Annotated in this window: 15 protein-coding genes and 2 pseudogenes; 7 read left to right on the forward strand and 10 right to left on the reverse strand. The window is 75.2% G+C overall.

Annotated features, from left to right (window positions below; translation table 11 throughout):
- Positions 1–230: 230 nt before the first annotated feature.
- Together VM95_RS10080 and VM95_RS42345 are read right to left on the reverse strand one after the other, a co-directional pair.
- A complete protein-coding gene (locus VM95_RS10080) occupies positions 231–2,993 on the reverse strand; it encodes an ATP-binding protein (RefSeq protein WP_244178704.1) in 2,763 nt (920 codons plus the stop codon).
- Positions 2,994–3,119: 126 nt separating this feature from the next.
- Entirely contained in the window at positions 3,120–3,278 is a 159-nt protein-coding gene (locus tag VM95_RS42345) for a hypothetical protein (RefSeq protein ID WP_157882032.1), read from the reverse strand.
- Positions 3,279–3,290: 12 nt separating this feature from the next.
- Between VM95_RS42345 and VM95_RS40110 the strand changes: the two genes are divergently transcribed.
- On the forward strand, positions 3,291–3,401 hold the full coding sequence (locus VM95_RS40110; RefSeq protein WP_078859753.1) for a hypothetical protein: 111 nt from the start codon (positions 3,291–3,293) through the stop codon (positions 3,399–3,401).
- Between the two features lie 90 nt (positions 3,402–3,491).
- On the opposite strand, the gene VM95_RS10085 is transcribed toward VM95_RS40110, so the two are convergent.
- Positions 3,492–3,935: a MarR family winged helix-turn-helix transcriptional regulator gene (locus tag VM95_RS10085; protein WP_045694320.1), complete on the reverse strand. Its 444-nt coding sequence runs from the start codon at positions 3,933–3,935 to the stop codon at positions 3,492–3,494.
- Between the two features lie 115 nt (positions 3,936–4,050).
- Here VM95_RS10085 and VM95_RS10090 point away from each other — a divergent pair, with 115 nt between their 5' ends.
- Both VM95_RS10090 and VM95_RS10095 read left to right on the forward strand, forming a co-directional pair.
- Positions 4,051–4,455, forward strand: a complete 405-nt coding sequence (locus VM95_RS10090) for a nuclear transport factor 2 family protein (protein WP_045694321.1) — start codon at positions 4,051–4,053, stop codon at positions 4,453–4,455.
- Between the two features lie 87 nt (positions 4,456–4,542).
- On the forward strand, positions 4,543–6,015 hold the full coding sequence (locus VM95_RS10095; protein WP_045694322.1) for an FAD-dependent monooxygenase: 1,473 nt from the start codon (positions 4,543–4,545) through the stop codon (positions 6,013–6,015).
- On the opposite strand, the gene VM95_RS45125 is transcribed toward VM95_RS10095, so the two are convergent.
- The 6 genes and pseudogenes from VM95_RS45125 to VM95_RS10125 all read right to left on the reverse strand — a co-directional run.
- Positions 5,987–6,328 carry an L-rhamnose mutarotase gene (locus VM95_RS45125; protein WP_052707257.1) on the reverse strand — a complete coding sequence of 114 codons (342 nt, stop codon included), beginning with the start codon at positions 6,326–6,328 and terminating at the stop codon, positions 5,987–5,989. The two genes, VM95_RS10095 and VM95_RS45125, sit on opposite strands and share 29 nt — an antisense overlap.
- Positions 6,325–6,978: a LutC/YkgG family protein gene (locus VM95_RS10105; protein ID WP_045694324.1), complete on the reverse strand. Its 654-nt coding sequence runs from the start codon at positions 6,976–6,978 to the stop codon at positions 6,325–6,327. The genes VM95_RS45125 and VM95_RS10105 overlap by 4 nt, the downstream gene beginning before the upstream one ends.
- Entirely contained in the window at positions 6,975–8,513 is a 1,539-nt protein-coding gene (locus VM95_RS10110; RefSeq protein WP_045694327.1) for a LutB/LldF family L-lactate oxidation iron-sulfur protein, read from the reverse strand. Before VM95_RS10110 ends, VM95_RS10105 begins: the two co-directional genes overlap by 4 nt.
- Positions 8,510–9,250 (reverse strand): (Fe-S)-binding protein, encoded by a 741-nt coding sequence (locus tag VM95_RS10115; protein WP_045694330.1) that lies wholly within the window; start codon positions 9,248–9,250, stop codon positions 8,510–8,512. The genes VM95_RS10110 and VM95_RS10115 overlap by 4 nt, the downstream gene beginning before the upstream one ends.
- Positions 9,251–9,538 (reverse strand): annotated as a pseudogene (locus tag VM95_RS10120) (aldo/keto reductase); the annotation flags it as partial.
- A 99-nt stretch (positions 9,539–9,637) separates the two neighbouring features.
- A pseudogene (locus tag VM95_RS10125) lies at positions 9,638–9,898 on the reverse strand (fuconate dehydratase); the annotation flags it as partial.
- A 191-nt stretch (positions 9,899–10,089) separates the two neighbouring features.
- On the opposite strand from VM95_RS10125, the gene VM95_RS45130 reads away from it, so the two are divergent.
- From VM95_RS45130 to VM95_RS10140, 4 genes are all read left to right on the forward strand, one after another.
- Positions 10,090–10,221, forward strand: a complete 132-nt coding sequence (locus VM95_RS45130; RefSeq protein ID WP_279616823.1) for a hypothetical protein — start codon at positions 10,090–10,092, stop codon at positions 10,219–10,221.
- Positions 10,218–13,115, forward strand: coding sequence for a helix-turn-helix transcriptional regulator (locus VM95_RS10130; protein WP_244178705.1), 2,898 nt, complete (start codon positions 10,218–10,220; stop codon positions 13,113–13,115). Before VM95_RS45130 ends, VM95_RS10130 begins: the two co-directional genes overlap by 4 nt.
- Positions 13,116–13,230: 115 nt before the next feature.
- Positions 13,231–14,334: an alpha/beta fold hydrolase gene (locus VM95_RS10135; protein ID WP_045694337.1), complete on the forward strand. Its 1,104-nt coding sequence runs from the start codon at positions 13,231–13,233 to the stop codon at positions 14,332–14,334.
- Between the two features lie 88 nt (positions 14,335–14,422).
- Positions 14,423–15,265, forward strand: coding sequence for an alpha/beta fold hydrolase (locus tag VM95_RS10140; RefSeq protein WP_045694340.1), 843 nt, complete (start codon positions 14,423–14,425; stop codon positions 15,263–15,265).
- Between the two features lie 122 nt (positions 15,266–15,387).
- Here VM95_RS10140 and VM95_RS10145 read toward each other — a convergent pair whose 3' ends face one another.
- Positions 15,388–16,386: a phosphotransferase family protein gene (locus VM95_RS10145; RefSeq protein ID WP_045694342.1), complete on the reverse strand. Its 999-nt coding sequence runs from the start codon at positions 16,384–16,386 to the stop codon at positions 15,388–15,390.
- Between the last annotated feature and the right edge of the window lie 42 nt (positions 16,387–16,428).

Consider the following 16,428-nt stretch of genomic DNA (forward strand, 5'->3'; position numbering starts at 1 on the left):
AGCCGTGCAGGGACCTGCCACCGACGCGTCCGCGACAGCGGCCACCACGGCTCCCGCGACAACCACAGGCCACATCCGTATCCGGGCCGAACCCCCCTCCACCACCCGGCGTCACCGACGGCGCACCGTCCGGCGCCGGCACCACTCAGCCGGTCACGGGTCGATGCCAACAGGACACGCCGGCACGGAAGTTGCGCCACCGGGCGAAGCCGACGCGGGAGCAGCGCGCCTCAGCCCTGCGCCCCCGGACGCAGGAGGCCGCGGGCCCGGGCCGCCAGGCCGTCCGCACCGCAGCGTCCGGCCAGCTCCAGGCCCCGGGTGAGCGCGGTGCGGGCGGCCGGGGCGGCGGCGCCCAGCGCCTCGCCCAGGTCGACCAGGGCGATCGCGTGCTCGTAGCGGGCCGGCGAGCGCTCCAGGTGCCGGACGGCCTCCGTCAGCAGCTCCGCCGCGCGCGGCGGCTCGTGCACCGCGGCGCACAACCGCAGGGCGCTGCCGACCGCCGAGGCCGTCCCGGCCTCGCGGGCCCGGCGCACGGCCTCCTCGGCGAGCTCGCGGGCCCGGTCCGGCCGGTCGGGGGCCACCGCGCGCGCCAGGTGCCCGAGCCACGGCGCCCACACCGTGTTGCGCCACCCGCGCGCGTCCAGGGCCGCGCCGGCGGCGGTCAGCACCTCCGCCGCGCCCGGCGCGTCGCCCCGGGCCAGCAGCAGGCGGCCGTACAGGGTGGGGGCGTCGGGCAGCACCATCACGGACGGGTACGGCGGGCCGTAGGCGTGCTCGCGCGCGAGCTCCAGGGCCTCGTCCAGCCGGCCGCGCGCGGCCAGGGTCTCGGCCAGTGCCCCGACCGCGTCCCAGTGCAGCGGGGTGCCCGGGCCTATCCGGGCGGCGCTGCGCAGGGCGCGGCGCAGGTGGTCCTCGGCCTCGGCGAGCACGCCGCAGCGAAAGCGCAGCATGCCGGTCAGCAGGTGGGCGAAGCCGAGGTGGCCGCCGCTCCAGCCGGCGACCTCGTACGCCCGCACCGCCTCGGTGAACAGCTCCTCGGCCCGGTCGACGCGGTCGGCGTACAGGTAGCTGAGGCCCAGGATCCCGGGCAGTTCGAAGCCCCAGGTGGTGTTGGTCCAGCCGAGGCTGCGGGGCAGCCGGCCGCCCGGGAGGGCGGACTCGGCCAGCGCGAGCGCCCGCGCGCGGTCGGCGCCGCGCAGCGTGAGGTCCCAGCAGCGCAGCACGGCCACCGCGTGGGCCAGGCCGTCGCGTTCGAACACGGCCTCGCCCCGGGGCGCCGGGCCCGTGCCGGGGTCGGCCGCGTCGACGTCGGTGAAGGCCAGGCCGACGGTGTCCAGCATCCGGTGGAACCGCGCGAGCCGGCGGGACAGGCCGGGGCCGTCCTCGTCCTCGGAGCGGAACGAGGAGAACATGAAGTGGGCGACCTCCAGGCGCAGTCGGCCCGGGCCCTGCGGGGTGCGCGCCGCCTCCTCGGCGCACAGCGCGGCGGCCTCGCCGAGCCGGTTGCTGTGGGCGAGGGCCTGGGCCAGCCGGAAGGTCGCGTCCACCCGCAGTCCCGGGTCCAGCCCGTACGGGTCGGCGAGCGCCAGCCGCAGCTGGTTGACCGTGGTCGCCGGGTCGGTGAGCAGGGCCGAGCAGCCGAGCTCGTAGAGCACCGAGGCCCGGTCCTGGTCGGCGGGCGGCTCGCTGATGGCCCGGCGCAGGCAGCGCTGCGCGGCCCCGGGCGCGCCGATGGCCAGGTGCTCGCGGGCCGCCCGGCGCAGCTTGTCGACGATGCTGCCGTCCTCCTCGGGCAGGATCTCCAGCAGGTGCCGGGAGGCCGCCAGCAGGCCGAGGCCGGCGTTCTCGATCTCGACGGCGGCGACTCCGTGCATCCCGGTGCGGGTGGCGGGCGGCATCGAGCGGTAGACCGAGGCGGCGACCAGCGGGTGGACGAACTCCAGCCGACCCGCCGACGTGCCGGTCAGCACCCGGTGCCGGCGCAGCTCCTGGACGGACTGGGCGGCGGTCTCCGGCCCCTGGGCGCAGATGGCGGCGGCGAGGTCCGGACGGATGTCGGTGTCCAGGACCGATGCCGCCCAGGCGAAGCGCAGCGCGGTCGGGCCGAGCCGGTCCAGCCAGTGCCGCAGCGTCATTCCCCGTGCGGTGGCGGCGAGTTCGCGCAGCAGCCCGGTGCTCTCCTCGACCGGGTCGAGTCGCTGGTCGGCCACTTCGCGCAGCAGGGCGGCGGTCTCGTACGGGTTCCCGCCGGTGACCGCCCAGACGTGGCGGCAGAAGGCATCCTCGGCCTGCGCGCCCAGGGCCGCGCGGACCAGGTGCGTGACGGAGGCGGGCTGGAGCGGGCGCAGTTCGTGGCGGCGGTCGGCCCGTTCGGTGAGGCCGCGCTGCAGCGCCAGGGCGTCGTCGGGGAACTCGTCGCGGCAGGCGAGCACCAGCAGGGCGGGCAGCTCCCGGGCGCGGACCGCGAAGCCGGCCAGCCAGCCGAGCGACTCCGGGTCGGCCCAGTGCAGGTCGTCGACGAGCACGGCCAGCGGCGAACGCAGCTGCACGAGGCGGGTGAGGACGAAGTCCAGCCCGTCGCGCACCCCTTGCGGATCGAGCTGCCCGCCGGGCGGCCGCAGTCCCGCGGCCGGGCCGACGATGTCCTCCCACGGCCCGAAGACCTCCGCCCGCTCGTCGGCGGACAGGGCCGACAGCACCGGCCGCACCAACTGGCGCACCACGTGGAACGGTTCGTGGCACTGCCGCTGCCCGCCCCGGGCGAACAGTACGGTGCAGCCCGCGCGTTTCGCCGTCCGCCGCACCTCGGTCAGCATCGCGGTCTTGCCCAGCCCGGCCGCGCCGGTGTACAGCAGCAGCTCCCCCACCCCGGTGCCGGCGGGCCGGGTGAGCGCCTCGATCGCCTGCACCGCCGACCGGACCTCGGCCTCGCGCTCGTGCAGTTCCCCGTCCCGCCCGGCCCCGCCGCCTCCTCCGGCCTTCCCCTCGGCCACCGCAGCCTCCAATTCGCCCTGCCCGGTTCGTCGTTGCCGAGGCTACTGCCGATCGGGGCGACTCCGGTACGAGCTTGACAGCGGCCGGGCCGACCGGACGCCGCAGGGGCGGAGGGCGGTGCCGGTTCAGGCGGTGCCGAGGGGGTTGAGGAGGGTGAAGCGCCAGTCGCCTTCGGCGTCCCGGGCCCTGGGCGCGGAGCGGGCGCCGGCCCCGCCCGGGCCCGCCGGGACCGAGGCCGGGCTGACCACGGCGCTGCTGCGCCAGCTCCTCGGCTCCTCGCCCACACCGAGCTACCCGTGTCCGCGATCGGGCGCGCGCTCGGCTTCACCGAGGCCACCAACTTCGGCAAGTTCTTCACCCGCGAGACCGGTCGCACCCCGGGCGACTTCCGCCGCGCCCAGCGCTGAGCGCCCGGGTCCGCGGCAGGTCCAGGATCTCGGCACTCGTCCGTCAGCGGGCGCCCGGCGGGCGTCCCGCAGCGGTCGCCCGGTCGCGGATCAGGTGAAGGGGCCGTCCGTGACGAAGCGCTGGAGCTGGTGGGCGAAGGCGCGGGCCTCGGCGGGCGGCCAGGAGGCCAGGGAGGCCTCGATGTGCGCGGCGAGGCGGCGGCGGGTGGCGTCGACGGTCCGCTGCCCCGCCTCGGTCAGGGCGAGCAGGGTGGCGCGCCGGTCGTGGGGGTCGGGTTCGCGGCGCAGGAGGCCGGCGTCCTCCAGACGGGTGGCGCGGCGGGTGACCCCGGAGCGGTCCAGGCCGATCTCGCCGGCGAGGTCGGCGGCGCTGCGCGGGCCGGTGCGGGCCAGTCCGCTGAGGACGGGGTAGGTGATCTCGTCCACGGCCTCGCCCAGGCCCTCGGTCAGGCGCCGGTACAGCCGGGTCCGGGTGTCGCGTCGGAGCAGCGCTGCCAGCGCGTCGGCGATCTCGTGTCCTACGTCGTTCGGCATGCCCCCAGATTAGCGTGCGCGGCGCACGCAGCCTGTAGTACTCTTCAAATGCGTGCTCGACGCACGCAAATCTCGTCCGGGAACCCCTGTTCCCGGCCCTTCCGTGAGGACTGCCATGACCGCCACCGCCTTCCGCACCGACGTCGCCTCCGCCATGACCGACCTGCTCTTCACCCCGGAACTGGCCCTGTCCGAGGCCGTGGACCGGCACTTCGCGCCGGACTACCGCCAGCGCACCGACGGCAGCTGGGCCGACCGGAGCGAGTTCACGGCGCACATCGCCCACCTGCGCGGCATCGTCGCGGGCGGCCGGATCCAGGTGCTGGAGGAACTCGTGCAGGGCGACCTGTACGCCGACCGGCACATCATCGACGTCGACAAGACCGACGGCTCCACCGTCCGCGTGGAGGTCTACCTCTTCGGCGAGTTCGCCCCCGACGGCCGGTTCCGGCGCATCGAGGAGACCACCCTGCTGCTCCAGGGCGCCGACAGCGACCGCACCATCGGCAGCGCCCGCTGACCGTCCGGTCTCCCTGAGCGGCGCCCGCCCGCGCCCCGCCGCCGTCCGTCCCAGCAATGCCCATGTGAATGAGAGGAAGTGCTTGTCATGCTCGACGTGCTCGTCGCCGGGGCCGGCCCGGTGGGGCTCTGGCTCGCCGCGGAGTTGCGCCTGCACGGGGTGGAGGTGGCCGTCGTGGAACGCCGGGCGGCACCGGACGGACGGTCGCGCGCGGTCGGCATGCAGGCCGGCACGCTGGACACCTTCGCCACCCGCGGACTCGCGGAGCGGTTCATCGAACGCGGCACCCCGGTGCCCACCGGCCACTTCGGGGCGGCGACCACCCGGCTGGACTTCGCCACGCTCGGGGCGGCGCACCCGTTCATGCTGGCGCTCGGCCAGTCCGTCACCGAGCAGCTCCTGGAGCAGCACGCGGTCGCCGTGGGCGCCGAGGTGCTGCGCGGGCAGGAGGTCGTCTCGCTCACCCAGGGCCCGGACGCCGTCGAGGCGGTGGTCCGGGCCGGCGGCACCCACCGGACCGTACGGGCCCGCTGGGTGGTGGGCTGCGACGGCACCCGCAGCGCGGTGCGCCAGGCGGCCGGCATCGGCTTCCCCGGTCAGGGCACCACACTGACCGGGTGGCTCGCCGACGTCGAACTCGACGATCCGCCCACCGGGCCGCTCGCCGCCACCGGACCGGCCGGTTCGTTCCTCGTGGCCCCGATCGGCGACGGCGTCCACCGGCTGGCGGGCCTCTCCACGGCCACCATGCACCACGGCACCGGCGAACCGCTGACCCTGGACGAGGTGCGCGAGCAGGCCCGCGCACTCCTCGGACGGGACCTCGGCATCCGCGACCCCCACTGGCTGTCGCGCTACGGCAACGCCACCCGCCAGGCCGCGCGGTACCGGGCCGGACGGGTCCTGGTCGCCGGCGACGCGGCACACATGTTCTTCCCGGCCGGCGGGCAGGGCATGAACCTCGGCATCCAGGACGCCACCAACCTGGGCTGGAAGCTGGCCGCCACCCTCCAGGGCCGGGCGCCCGACGGGCTGCTCGACAGCTACGACACCGAGCGCCGCCCGGCCGCCCGCGCCGTCATCGACAACACCCGCGCGCAACTCGCCCTGTTCGCCGCGGCGAGCCCGGAACAGCTCGCGCTGCGCGACGTCTGGTCCGAGGCGCTGGCCGAACCGGAGACCAACCGCCGGTGGGCCCGCCGCATCGCCGGCTTCGACGACCCGCTCCCCGCCGACCCCGCACCCGGCTCGCACCCGCTGACCGGCACCCGGCTCGCCGGCCTCGCCCTCGACACACCCGGCGCACCCACCGCCCACCCGCTGATGCACCACGGCCGGCCGCTGCTGCTGGACCTCGCCGGGACGCGGACGCCGTGCCCCGCGGACGGCCTGGAACAGCGGACGGCCACCGTCAACACCACGGCGGCCGCGCCGATCTGGCGGGACGTCACCGCCGTCCTCATCCGCCCGGACGCCCGGATCGCCTGGGCCACCACCGACCCCGACCCGCGACGCCGGGCCGCGGACTGCCTCACCGCGCTGCGCACCCTGCACCGCTGAGCGCGCCGCCGCCCTCCGGGCGCAGCAGCCAGTTCGGGTCGGGTTCCTCCTGGACCTGGTGGCGGATGCCCACCAGCCTGCCCCCGCCGGGCAGTTCGCGCAGGGCGGCGATGCGGTCGGCGACGTCGGGAGCCGTCAGGTCGGTCCAGCCGACGACCCCGGCGAACAGCTCGCAGTCGCTGCACCGGATCGTCCAGGACGAGACCCCCGCCGCTCGGACCGCAGCCGTCCGCTCGTCCGGCACCGCGCGGTGGGCGGCCTCGTACTCCTCGATCCGCTCCGCGCGGACCCGGGTGTGCAGCGCGATCCTCATGACTGCGGCTCCGGGTGGGTGGCGTCGACGACGATGACGTCGAGGGTGCGGGGGCCGTGCACGCCCTCGACCCGGTCGAGTTCGATGTCGCTGGTGGCGGACGGGCCCGAGACGAAGGTCAGCGGCCGGGTCGGGTCGAGGCGCGCGAGGGCGTCGGGGACGTCCTCGACGATCTGCTCGGCCCGGACGACGCACAGGTGGTAGTCGGGGACGAGGGTCAGCGCGCGGCGCCCCTGACCGGGGCCGGTGTCCAGCACGATGGTCCCGGTGACGGCGATGCCCACGGCGGCGAGGGTGACCGCGCCGTCCAGCGCGTCGAGACCGGCGGTGTCCAGGGGTTCGTGCTGCCACTCCCAGTCGCCCGGCGGAAGCAGCTCGACGGGGAACTCCCCCGGCAGGGCCAGGCGGCGCACGCCGCGGGCGGTCAGCGCGGCGCCGATGGCCGCGGGCAGGCCGGCCCGGTCGGTGCGGGCGACGGTGGCGCGGTAGTCGGCGACCCGCTCGGCGAAGAGCGCCACCCGGTCCTGCCCGGGCTCCAGGTGCGACCGCCGGTACGACCGGGGAATCGGGACGTCCTCGGGCGTCTCGGTGCCCGGGACGTCGACGAGCGCCGCGCGGATGCGGCCGAGGATCGCCTCGCGGCTGGTCATCGGTCCTCCCCTTCGTTTTCCCCGAACTGCTTGCTCTCGGGTGCCGTGTTCGCGCGCTCCTTGCCCGCGCGCTCCTTGCCCTCAGGCCCCCTGTTCGCGCGCCACCAGCTGCGGAAGGACTGCGCGGGCGGCGCCGGGGTGTCGCGGGTGTCGGACCAGCCGTGCAGCGGTCCGGGCAGCCACCCGATGCGTCCGCCCCGGGCGATCGCCCGGCCCCCGAGCGAGGCCGCCTTCTGCGCGGCGGCGAGCAGCCGGGGCGAGTCGAGAACGGCCGCGGCGGCCTTCATCACCACCCCCTCGGCGGTGGGCAGGCGCTTGCCGGACCGCCCGGCCTCGACGACCTCGGCCCGCAGGTGCGTGAGGACTTCGGGGATGTCGATCTTCACCGGGCAGGCGTCGTAGCAGGCCCCGCAGAGGGTGGAGGCGAACGGCAGCGAGGCCGCGTTCTCGACCCCGACGAGCTGCGGGGTGAGGACGGCGCCGATCGGGCCGGGGTAGACCGAGCCGTACGCGTGGCCGCCGGTGCGCTCGAAGACCGGGCAGACGTTGAGGCAGGCCGAACAGCGGATGCAGGCGAGGGCCTGGCGTCCGACGGTGTCGGCCAGGGTGTCGGTGCGGCCGTTGTCGAGCAGCACCAGGTGGAAGTCCCGCGGCCCGTCGCCTTCCGTCCGGCCCGTCCAGGTCGAGGTGTACGGGTTCATCCGCTCACCGGTGGCGGAGCGCGGCAGCAGTTGGAGGAACACCTCCAGGTCGGTCCAGGTGGGGACGACCTTCTCGATGCCCATGACCGTGATCAGGGTCTCGGGCAGCGTCACGCACATCCGGCCGTTGCCCTCCGACTCGACCACCACCACCGTCCCGGTCTCCGCGACGGCGAAGTTGGCGCCGGACACGGCCACCTTGGCGCGCAGGAACTTCTCCCGGAGGTGGCGGCGGGCCGCCTCGGCCAGTTCGGCCGGGTCGTCGCCGAGGCCGTCCGGCGCCGGCTGCCCCCACTGCGCCATCGTCGCGGCGAACAGGTCGCGGATCTCGCGGCGGTTCCGGTGGATCGCGGGGACGAGAATGTGGGAGGGGCGGTCGTCGCCCAACTGCACGATCAGCTCGGCGAGATCGGTCTCGTACGCGGTGATCCCGGCCCCGGCGAGGTGTTCGTTGAGGCCGATCTCCTGGGTCGCCATGGACTTGACCTTCACCACCTCCCGCTCGCCGGTGGCCCGGACCAGCTCGGTGACGATCCGGTTGGCCTCGGCGGCGTCCGACGCCCAGTGCACGGTGCCGCCCGCCGCCGTGACGGACCGCTCCACCTGCACGAGGTAGCGGTCGAGATGGCGCGCGGTGCGCTTCTTGATCGCGGCGGCGGCGTCGCGCAGCGCCTCCCAGTCGTCCAGCTCCGAGGCGACGGCGAGGCGCTTGTCGCGGATGGTGCCGGTGGCCCGCTTCAGGTTGGCCCGCAGCTGGGTGTCCTTCAGCGCCCGGCGGGCGGCGTCGGGGAAGGCCGGGGAACCGAGCCAGACGACGCCCCTGTTCTCGTTCATCGGGCCCCTCCTTCGACGGCGGCGAGGATCTCGGCCAGGTGCACGCCCCGCACCGGGCTGCCCTGACGGGAGAGTCCGCCGCCGATGTGCATCAGGCAGGAGTTGTCGGCGGCGCACAGCACCTCGGCGCCGCTGTCCAGGACCGCTCGCGCCTTGTCGGCGAGCATGGCGCCGGAGGTCTCGGCGTTCTTGAGGGCGAAGGTCCCGCCGAAGCCGCAGCAGGAGTCGGCGGCCGGGAGGTCGACGAGCTCGATGCCCTCGACGGCGCGCAGCAGTCGGTGCGGCCGGTCGCCCAGGCGCAGCCCGCGCAGGGAGTGGCAGGTGGGGTGGTAGGCGACCTTGTGGGGGAAGCGGGCACCGACGTCCGTCACCCCGAGGACGTCGGTGAGGAACTCGGTGAACTCGTGGACCCGGGGCGCCACTTCTGCGGTCCGGCGCTGGAGCGCCGGGCTGCCGTACTGCGCGGCGAGGACGGGGTGGCCGTCGCGGATCATGCCGACGCAGGACGGCGACGGCGTCACCACGGCGTCGTACTCGGCGAAGGTCCTGGCGAAGCGCTCGACCAGCGGCACGGCCTCGGGGCGGTAGCCGGTGTTGAAGTGCATCTGCCCGCAGCAGGTCTGCTCCTGCGGGAACTCGACGGTGTGGCCGAGGCGCTCCAGGACGGTGACCACGGCCCGGCCGGTGCCGGGGAACATGGTGTCGTTGAAGCAGGTGATGAACAGGGCGATCCGCATCTAGCCGGCCTCTCCGGGGGTCGGGACGTCGACGGGCAACAGCGCGCGCTCCTTCAGCTCCGCCCACAGCCCGTCCGGGATCGGGTGGTCGAACATCGCGGCGGCGTCCCGCACCTCGGTGGCGCTGCGGGTGCCGACCAGGACGGACGCGACCGCCGGGTGGCCGAACGGGAAGCGCAGCGCGGCAGCCCGCAGCGGCACGCCGTGCCGCTCGCAGACGGCCTTCAACCGGAGGGCCCGGTCGACGAGTTCGGCCGGGGCGGCGGTGCGGTCGAAGGTGGCGGACGGCGACCCGGGCGCCGCGCTCGGAGAGCAGGAGCGCGGTGGCCAGGCCGATGCCCGAGGCGCCGCCGGTGACCAGCGCGGTCAGGCCGTGGAGGTCGGTGGTCATCCGTGCTCCTTCGTCGTGGCGGCGGCCAGGTCCGCGGCCCAGAACGCGCCGTCCGGGTAACGATAGGTGTCGATGGCCGCCCGGTGCATGGCGGCGGAGAACCCGGGCTCGGTCGGCGCCAGGTAGTGGCCGTCACCGATCCGCACCGGGTCCACGAAGTGCTGGCGCAGGTGGTCGACGTACTCGATGACGCGGTCCTCGGTGGTCCCGGAGAGCGCGACGTAGTCGAACATCGACAGGTGCTGGACCAGCTCGCAAGGAATCTGCGCGCCCCGACCCTACGGTTCCTCACCTGTCCTCACGTGAGCGCCCCGAACGGCCGGGCCCTGGTCACGCACCCGACCCGGGTACGGGCCAGGGTTCGGCACTGGCTCGACGGGCCCGTGGTCCCGGGATCGTGGTCCACGGACGCCGACCGGCGTCCGGGGCGGCGAAGGGGCGTACGAGCGTGGACGTGCGGGCCGCGGTCGTCGCCGCAGCACGCGGCAACCCGCTGGCTCTGATGGCGCTGATGGCGCTGATGGAACTGATGCAGCTGCCGCGCGGTGAGAGCGGAACCAGGAAGGGACAGGGGACATGACCGGGTCGCAGCGATCGGGCGTCACCACGGCGATGGTGGGCCGCGAGAGCGAGCAGGCGGAGCTCGTGGCGTTCGTGCGGTCCGCCACGGGCCGGGCGCTCGTCCTGCGGGGCGAGACGGGGGTCGGCAAGAGTGCGTTGCTGAGCCACGCCGCCGCGCTGGCGGAGCAGGAGGGCCACACCGTCGTCCGGGTCGCCGGTGTCGAGGCGGAGTCCGAGCTGCCCTATTCCGGGCTGCACCAGCTCCTCCATCCGCTGCTCGCCGAGGTCGCGCGGCTGGAGGACGGGCCCCGGGCGGTGTTCGACGCCGTGTTCGGCGGAGTGCGGAGCGATTCGCCCTCGGTCATGGCGCTCGGCATCGCCGTTCTCAGCCTGCTGTCGCTCTCGGCCGCGCAGCGGCCGCTGCTGCTGGTCCTCGACGACGGGCAGTGGCTGGACGACGCCAGTGCCGAGGTGTGCGGCTTCGTGGGCCGGCGCCTGGCCGGCGGCCCGGCGAAGCTGCTGGTGGCGGTCCGCACCGACCTGACCTCGCCGTTCGACACCGCCGCGCTGCCCGAACTGCCGGTCGCCGCGCTCGCCGCCGAGGAGGCGGCCCGTCTGCTGGACGACCGGTACCCGGAGCTGAGCCGGCGGGTCCGCCGGGTCGTGCTGGAGCAGGCCCGGGGCAACCCGCTGGCCCTGGTCGAGCTGCCCGCCCACCTCGCCGGCCGCTCCGGCGACCTCCCGGTCGAGGACCTGATCGGCCGGCACGGCGTGCCGTTGCCCCGGCGGCTGCAACGGCTCTTCGGCACCCGCATCGCCGCCCTCGACGAGCGGGTGCGGGCCGAGCTGCTGAGGGGCGCGCTCGACGGCGCCGGGTCCCCGAGCGGCACCGACGCCGTCCCCGGTGCCCGTTACGGCATGCGTGACGCCGACGCGGCGGTGGCCGCGAAACTGCTGGACGTCGACGTGGTCACCGGCGACTACGTCTTCCGCCACCCGCTCGTGCGGCCCGCCGTCGTGCAGATGGCCACGCCCCACCAGCGCCGCGCCGCGCACCTGGCACTGGCACAGGTCCATCGGGAGAACCTCGAACGCCGGGCGACCCACCTGGCGGCGGCGACGCTCGATCCGGACGACGGCGTCGCCGACGTCCTGGAGACGGCGGCCGGGTCGGCGACCCGGCGCGGCGGCGCGCTGGCGGCCGTGGCCTGGCTGACCCGGGCCGCCGAGCTCAGCGCGAACCACGCCGACCGCTCCCGGCGGCTGGCCGACGCGGCCTTCGTCGCCGCTCACGCCGCCCGCCCCGGCCCGGCGCACCGGCTGGTCCGAGCGGACCTCGCGTCCGGCTCGACGGAGTCGCCGGCCTCGGTGCTGGCGGCCGCCTACCGGGCGCTCTACGAGGACGGGGACGTCCGCTCCACCCACCGCCAGGTCTCGGCCGCGATCGAGAAGCTCCGGGACGGCGGGACGGCCACCGCGTCGACCGATGGCAGGACCGAGCCCGCCGAGGTCCTCACCCGGCTGGTGATCCTCCTCCTGGCGGTCAGTCAGTTCAGCGGGGAGCGTGCGGTGTGGGAGAGCACGCACGGACTCCTCGCCTCCCTGGGCGACCTCGTCACCGGGCACGCGCGCCTCTACAGCGCCACGTGGAGCGATGTGACCAGGCACGGAGCGGGCCGGGCCGAGCAGGTGCGAGGGGCCGCCGCGACCCTGTCGGAGCTGGAACCCTGGGACGTCTCCCGGCTGGGCGCGGCCGCGTACCACCTCGACGTCCTGAGCGACTACCGCCCCCACCTGCAGCGCGTGGTGGACCGCGAGCTGGAGACCGGGGCCGTGGCCACCGGCATGGTCATGCTGCACCAGATCATGCTCGACCAGATGGCGGTCGGCGAGTGGGCCCTGGCCGAGGACACCGGGCAGCGCGGCCTGAGCCTCGCGGTCGAGCACGGCCACCACCTGTTCGCCGCCCAGAGCCGCGCGTACCTGGCCCAGTTGGCGGCGCTGCGCGGCCAGGTCGGGCGGGCGCGGGACCTGCAGGCCGAGGTGGACGCCTGGGCCCGCCCGCGCGGGCTGGGGTTCCTCACCCAGCTCGCCGACGCCGCCGGCGCGACCGCCGCGCTGAGCTCCGGCGACTACGAGAGCGCGTACCTCCACGCCATCGGCATCACCCGGCCGGGCACCTTCCGGCCGTACGCCCACCAGGCCTCGCGCACCCTGCTCGACCTCGTCGAGGCCGCCCGGCACACCGGACGCGTCGCGCAGGCCCGGGCGCACGCCCTCGCCGCCCGCGACGCCGGTCTGCCGGACGTGTCGCCCCGCCTGGGCCTGATCACCTACGGCGCGCTGGCGATGACGGCCGAGGACGAGCGGGAGGCCGCCGAGATGGTCACCCGGGCCGAATCCCACCCGGACGCCGCCCGCTTCCCGTTCGAACTGGCCCGGATCCGGCTGGCGCACGGCATCCGGACGCGCCACGTCCAGGGCCCGGCGGCGGCACGGCAGTTCCTGGTCCCGGCGGCCGAGGCGTTCGAGCGGCTGGGCGCGGCCGGCTGGACCGAGCGGGCCCGGGCCGAACTGCGCGCCACCGGGGCCCCGGCCCGCGCCTCGACGCTGAACCTGGCCTCGCTGACCTGGCAGGAACGCCGCATCGCCGACCTGGCCGCCGGCGGCCTGACGAACAAGGAGATCGGCGAGCGGATGCACCTGTCCCCGCGTACCGTCAGCTCGCACCTGTACCGCGTCTTCCCCAAGCTGGGCATCACGGCCCGAGCGGCGCTGCGCGACGCGCTGAGCCGTGGCGACGCGCCGAGCCGGACCGACGCGCCGAGCCGTGGCGACGCGCCGAGCCGGCCGCCCGCCGAATTCCCGATGAGGACCGGCGGGCTGCCGAAGATGCGCACGACCTCCTCGTAGTGGGCCGTGAGCGCGGCGAGCCCGTCCCGTGCGTCTCGACGTCATATGACCGATGCGCCGGGCCGCCTGCCGAAGAACAGTGGAGGCACCAGCGGGCCTCCGGGAAGGATCGGACATGATCAACAGGCGTACCTTCACCCAAGCGGTCGGTCTCGGCGTGGGCGCCACGGCCGCGTCGCTCGGCGCGGCATCGATCGCGCCCGCCGCCTTCGCGGCCGGTTCCGACCGGCCCGACCGACCTGAACGACCCGACCGGCCCGACCGGCCCGGCCGCCCGGCCCCGGTCATCCCGGCCATCGCCCCGGGCACCCACACCGCGTTCACCGACCTGAAGCGGGTCCAGGCCGGCGTGCTCGACATCGGCTACGCCGAGGCCGGGCCCCGGCACGGGCCCGTGGTCATCTGCCTGCACGGCTGGCCCTACGACATCCACAGCTACGTCGACGTGGCGCCGCTGCTGGCGGACGCCGGCTACCGGGTGATCGTGCCGTACCTGCGGGGCCACGGCAGCACGACCTTCCTGTCCCCGACGACCGTCCGCACCGGGCAGCAGGCCGCGATCGCCCTCGACATCATCGCCCTGATGGACGCCCTGAAGATCCACAAGGCGGTGCTGGCCGGCTTCGACTGGGGCTCGCGGGCCGCCGGCACCATCGCGGCGCTGTGGCCGGAGCGGGTCAAGGCCCTGGTGGCGGTGAGCGGTTACCTCATCGTCAACATCCCTTCGCAGCAGAACCCGCTGCCGCCGAAGGCCGAGCGCACCTGGTGGTACCAGTACTACTTCGCCACCGACCGCGGCCGCATCGCCATGGAGACCCGGCAGAACCGGCACGACCTGTGCCGGCTGGTGTGGGACGAGGTCTCCCCCACCTGGAAGTTCGACGACGCCACCTTCGAGCGCACCGCCGCGGCGTTCGAGAACCCCGACTACGCCTCCGTCGTGATCCACAACTACCGCTGGCGCCTGGGCCTGGCCGACGGCGAGCGCCGCTACGACCGCTACGAGCAGCTGCTCGCCGCCCGGCCGGCCGTCACCGTGCCGACCATCGCCCTGGACCCCGCCCTCGACCCGTTCCTGCCCACGACCGACGGCACCGGGTACCGGAAGTTCTTCACCGGCCGGTACGAACACCGCGTGCTCACCGGCACCGGCCACAACGCGCCGCAGGAGGCGCCGACCGCGTTCGCCCAGGCCGTCGTGGACGCCGACCACCTGTGACCCACCCGGACGGGGGTGTCCCAAACTCGCCTCGTCCACCCCGCCGATGACAGCACATCCGCCAGCTGACACCCACTGGAGCGTTTCCATGTTCAGCCTCAAGAACGGCCGCCTGCGCCGCCTCCTCGCCGGTGCCGCCGGCGCCGCCGCCGTCGTCGGCGCGTTCGCCGTCGTCGGCCCCGCGAACGCCGCGACCCAGGACTCGGCCGCCGACCGGGCCCCCAAGCCGACCATCGTCCTGGAGCACGGTGCGTTCGCCGACGGCTCCAGCTGGGACGGCGTCATCGCCAAGCTGCGCCGCGACGGCTACCCGGTGGTGGCCGCCGCCAACCCGCTGCGCGGCCCGGCCTCCGACGCCGCCTCGCTGCGCAGCCTCGTCGACCACCTCAAGGGCCCGGTCGTCCTGGTCGGCCACTCCTACGGCGGCTCGGTCATCAGCGAGGCCGCCGTCGGCGAGCCGCGGGTCAAGGCCCTGGTCTACGTCGCCGCGTTCCTGCCCGCGCCCGGCGAGTCGGCGCTGCAGCTGACCAACCGGTTCCCCGGGTCCACCCTGCCCGGCACGCTGGACCAGGTGCCGTTCACCACCGCAGACGGCAGCGCCGGCACCGACCTGTACATCCAGCAGGACAAGTTCCGGGCCCAGTTCGCCGCCGACGTCCCGGCCGACCGGGCCGCGCTGGCGGCCGCCTCGCAGCGGCCCGTCGCCCAGGCCGCGCTGACCGAAAAGGCCACCACCGCCGCCTGGCAGACCGTCCCCAGCTGGGACATCGTGACGACCGAGGACCTCAACATCCCGGCCGCCGCCCAGCGGTTCATGGCCGAGCGCGCCCACGCCCGCACCACCGAGGTGGCCGCCTCCCACTCCGTCGCGGTCTCCCACCCCGACCTGGTGGCCGGCGTCGTCGAGAAGGCCGCCCGCGCCACCCGCTGACGACACCTCACCAACCGGCCCCCCGCCGTCACCCCCCGCCCTCCCGGGCCGTCCTCCCCGATCCGGTCCGATCCGATGCGGTCCGGACCGGGGCGGGGCGGGGCCGGGCGGGGCGGCACGGCTCAGCCCGGTGCGGCCATCAGGGAGATGACATAGGCATCCAGCCGCTCCTCCACGGCTCGTGTCGTCAGCTCGGTCCGCCCTGCCTCCCGCCACGGCTGCGCCACCCACTGCACTTCCTCCGAGAACGCCAGTGGCTCCCGCACCTGCCAGTACAGCCGCTCGTCCGCGGCCGCGGCCAGCATCCCGCCGGCCTCCTGGTACGCCTCGGTGAAGCGCAGGCCCCACACCGGGCCGTACAGCAGCGCGAGATTGGTGGAGCAGTGCGCCACGTCGAGGTCCGCCGGCCCCCAGGAGGCCGCCGCCCAGTCGACGACGCCGGTGATCCGGGCACCGGCGGCACCAGTAACAGCAGCGGCACCGGCAGCACCGGCCGGATCCTCGGACGGCAGGTCGAACAGCACATTGCCGGGCTGGAAGTCCCGGTGCAGGAACCGCCCTTCGTAGCGCGGCGCCGGCCTGCGGATCACCTCGATCGCGGCGGCCCAGACCGCGGCATCGGCACCCTCGGGGACCACGACCGTGTCGGCGGTCGTCAGCGCCACGTACTCCCGGGGCCGGACGGCCGGCCGCACCGCGTGGATCGCCACGAGTTGACGGGCCAGCAGGGACAGACGCGTCTCCAGTCCCTCCTCGTCGAGGACCGGCCGGCCCGGCAGGTGGGTCATGAGGAGCGAGGGGTGCTCGCAATGCGCCGCTACCGGATCGACGGCGACGAGTCCGGGAGCCGGCACACCGGTGCCGGTGAGCGTGGTCAGGGCGTCGGCCTCCCGGTGCAGGAGGTCCTCGGCCGGCCCCTGCCGGGTCGGGTCGACGAAGGAGCGCAGCACCAGGTGCCGGATGCCTCCGTCCCGCCTGCCGATGGTCAGCCTCCGCATGTCGGCGGTGGCACCGCCGTGCAGCACCTCGGCTCCGAGGATCCGCTCGCCGGCCTCCAGGTGCCGGCACACCCAGGCCAGCGTCAACGGTCTTACGTTCACCGGCTCGTGATGATGGGTCACCCCGCCATCTCATCACCCGGACGGCGACATCCGCGAACCCTT

The sequence above is a fragment of the Streptomyces rubellomurinus genome, from assembly GCF_000961885.1.
Lineage (GTDB): Bacteria > Actinomycetota > Actinomycetes > Streptomycetales > Streptomycetaceae > Kitasatospora > Kitasatospora rubellomurina.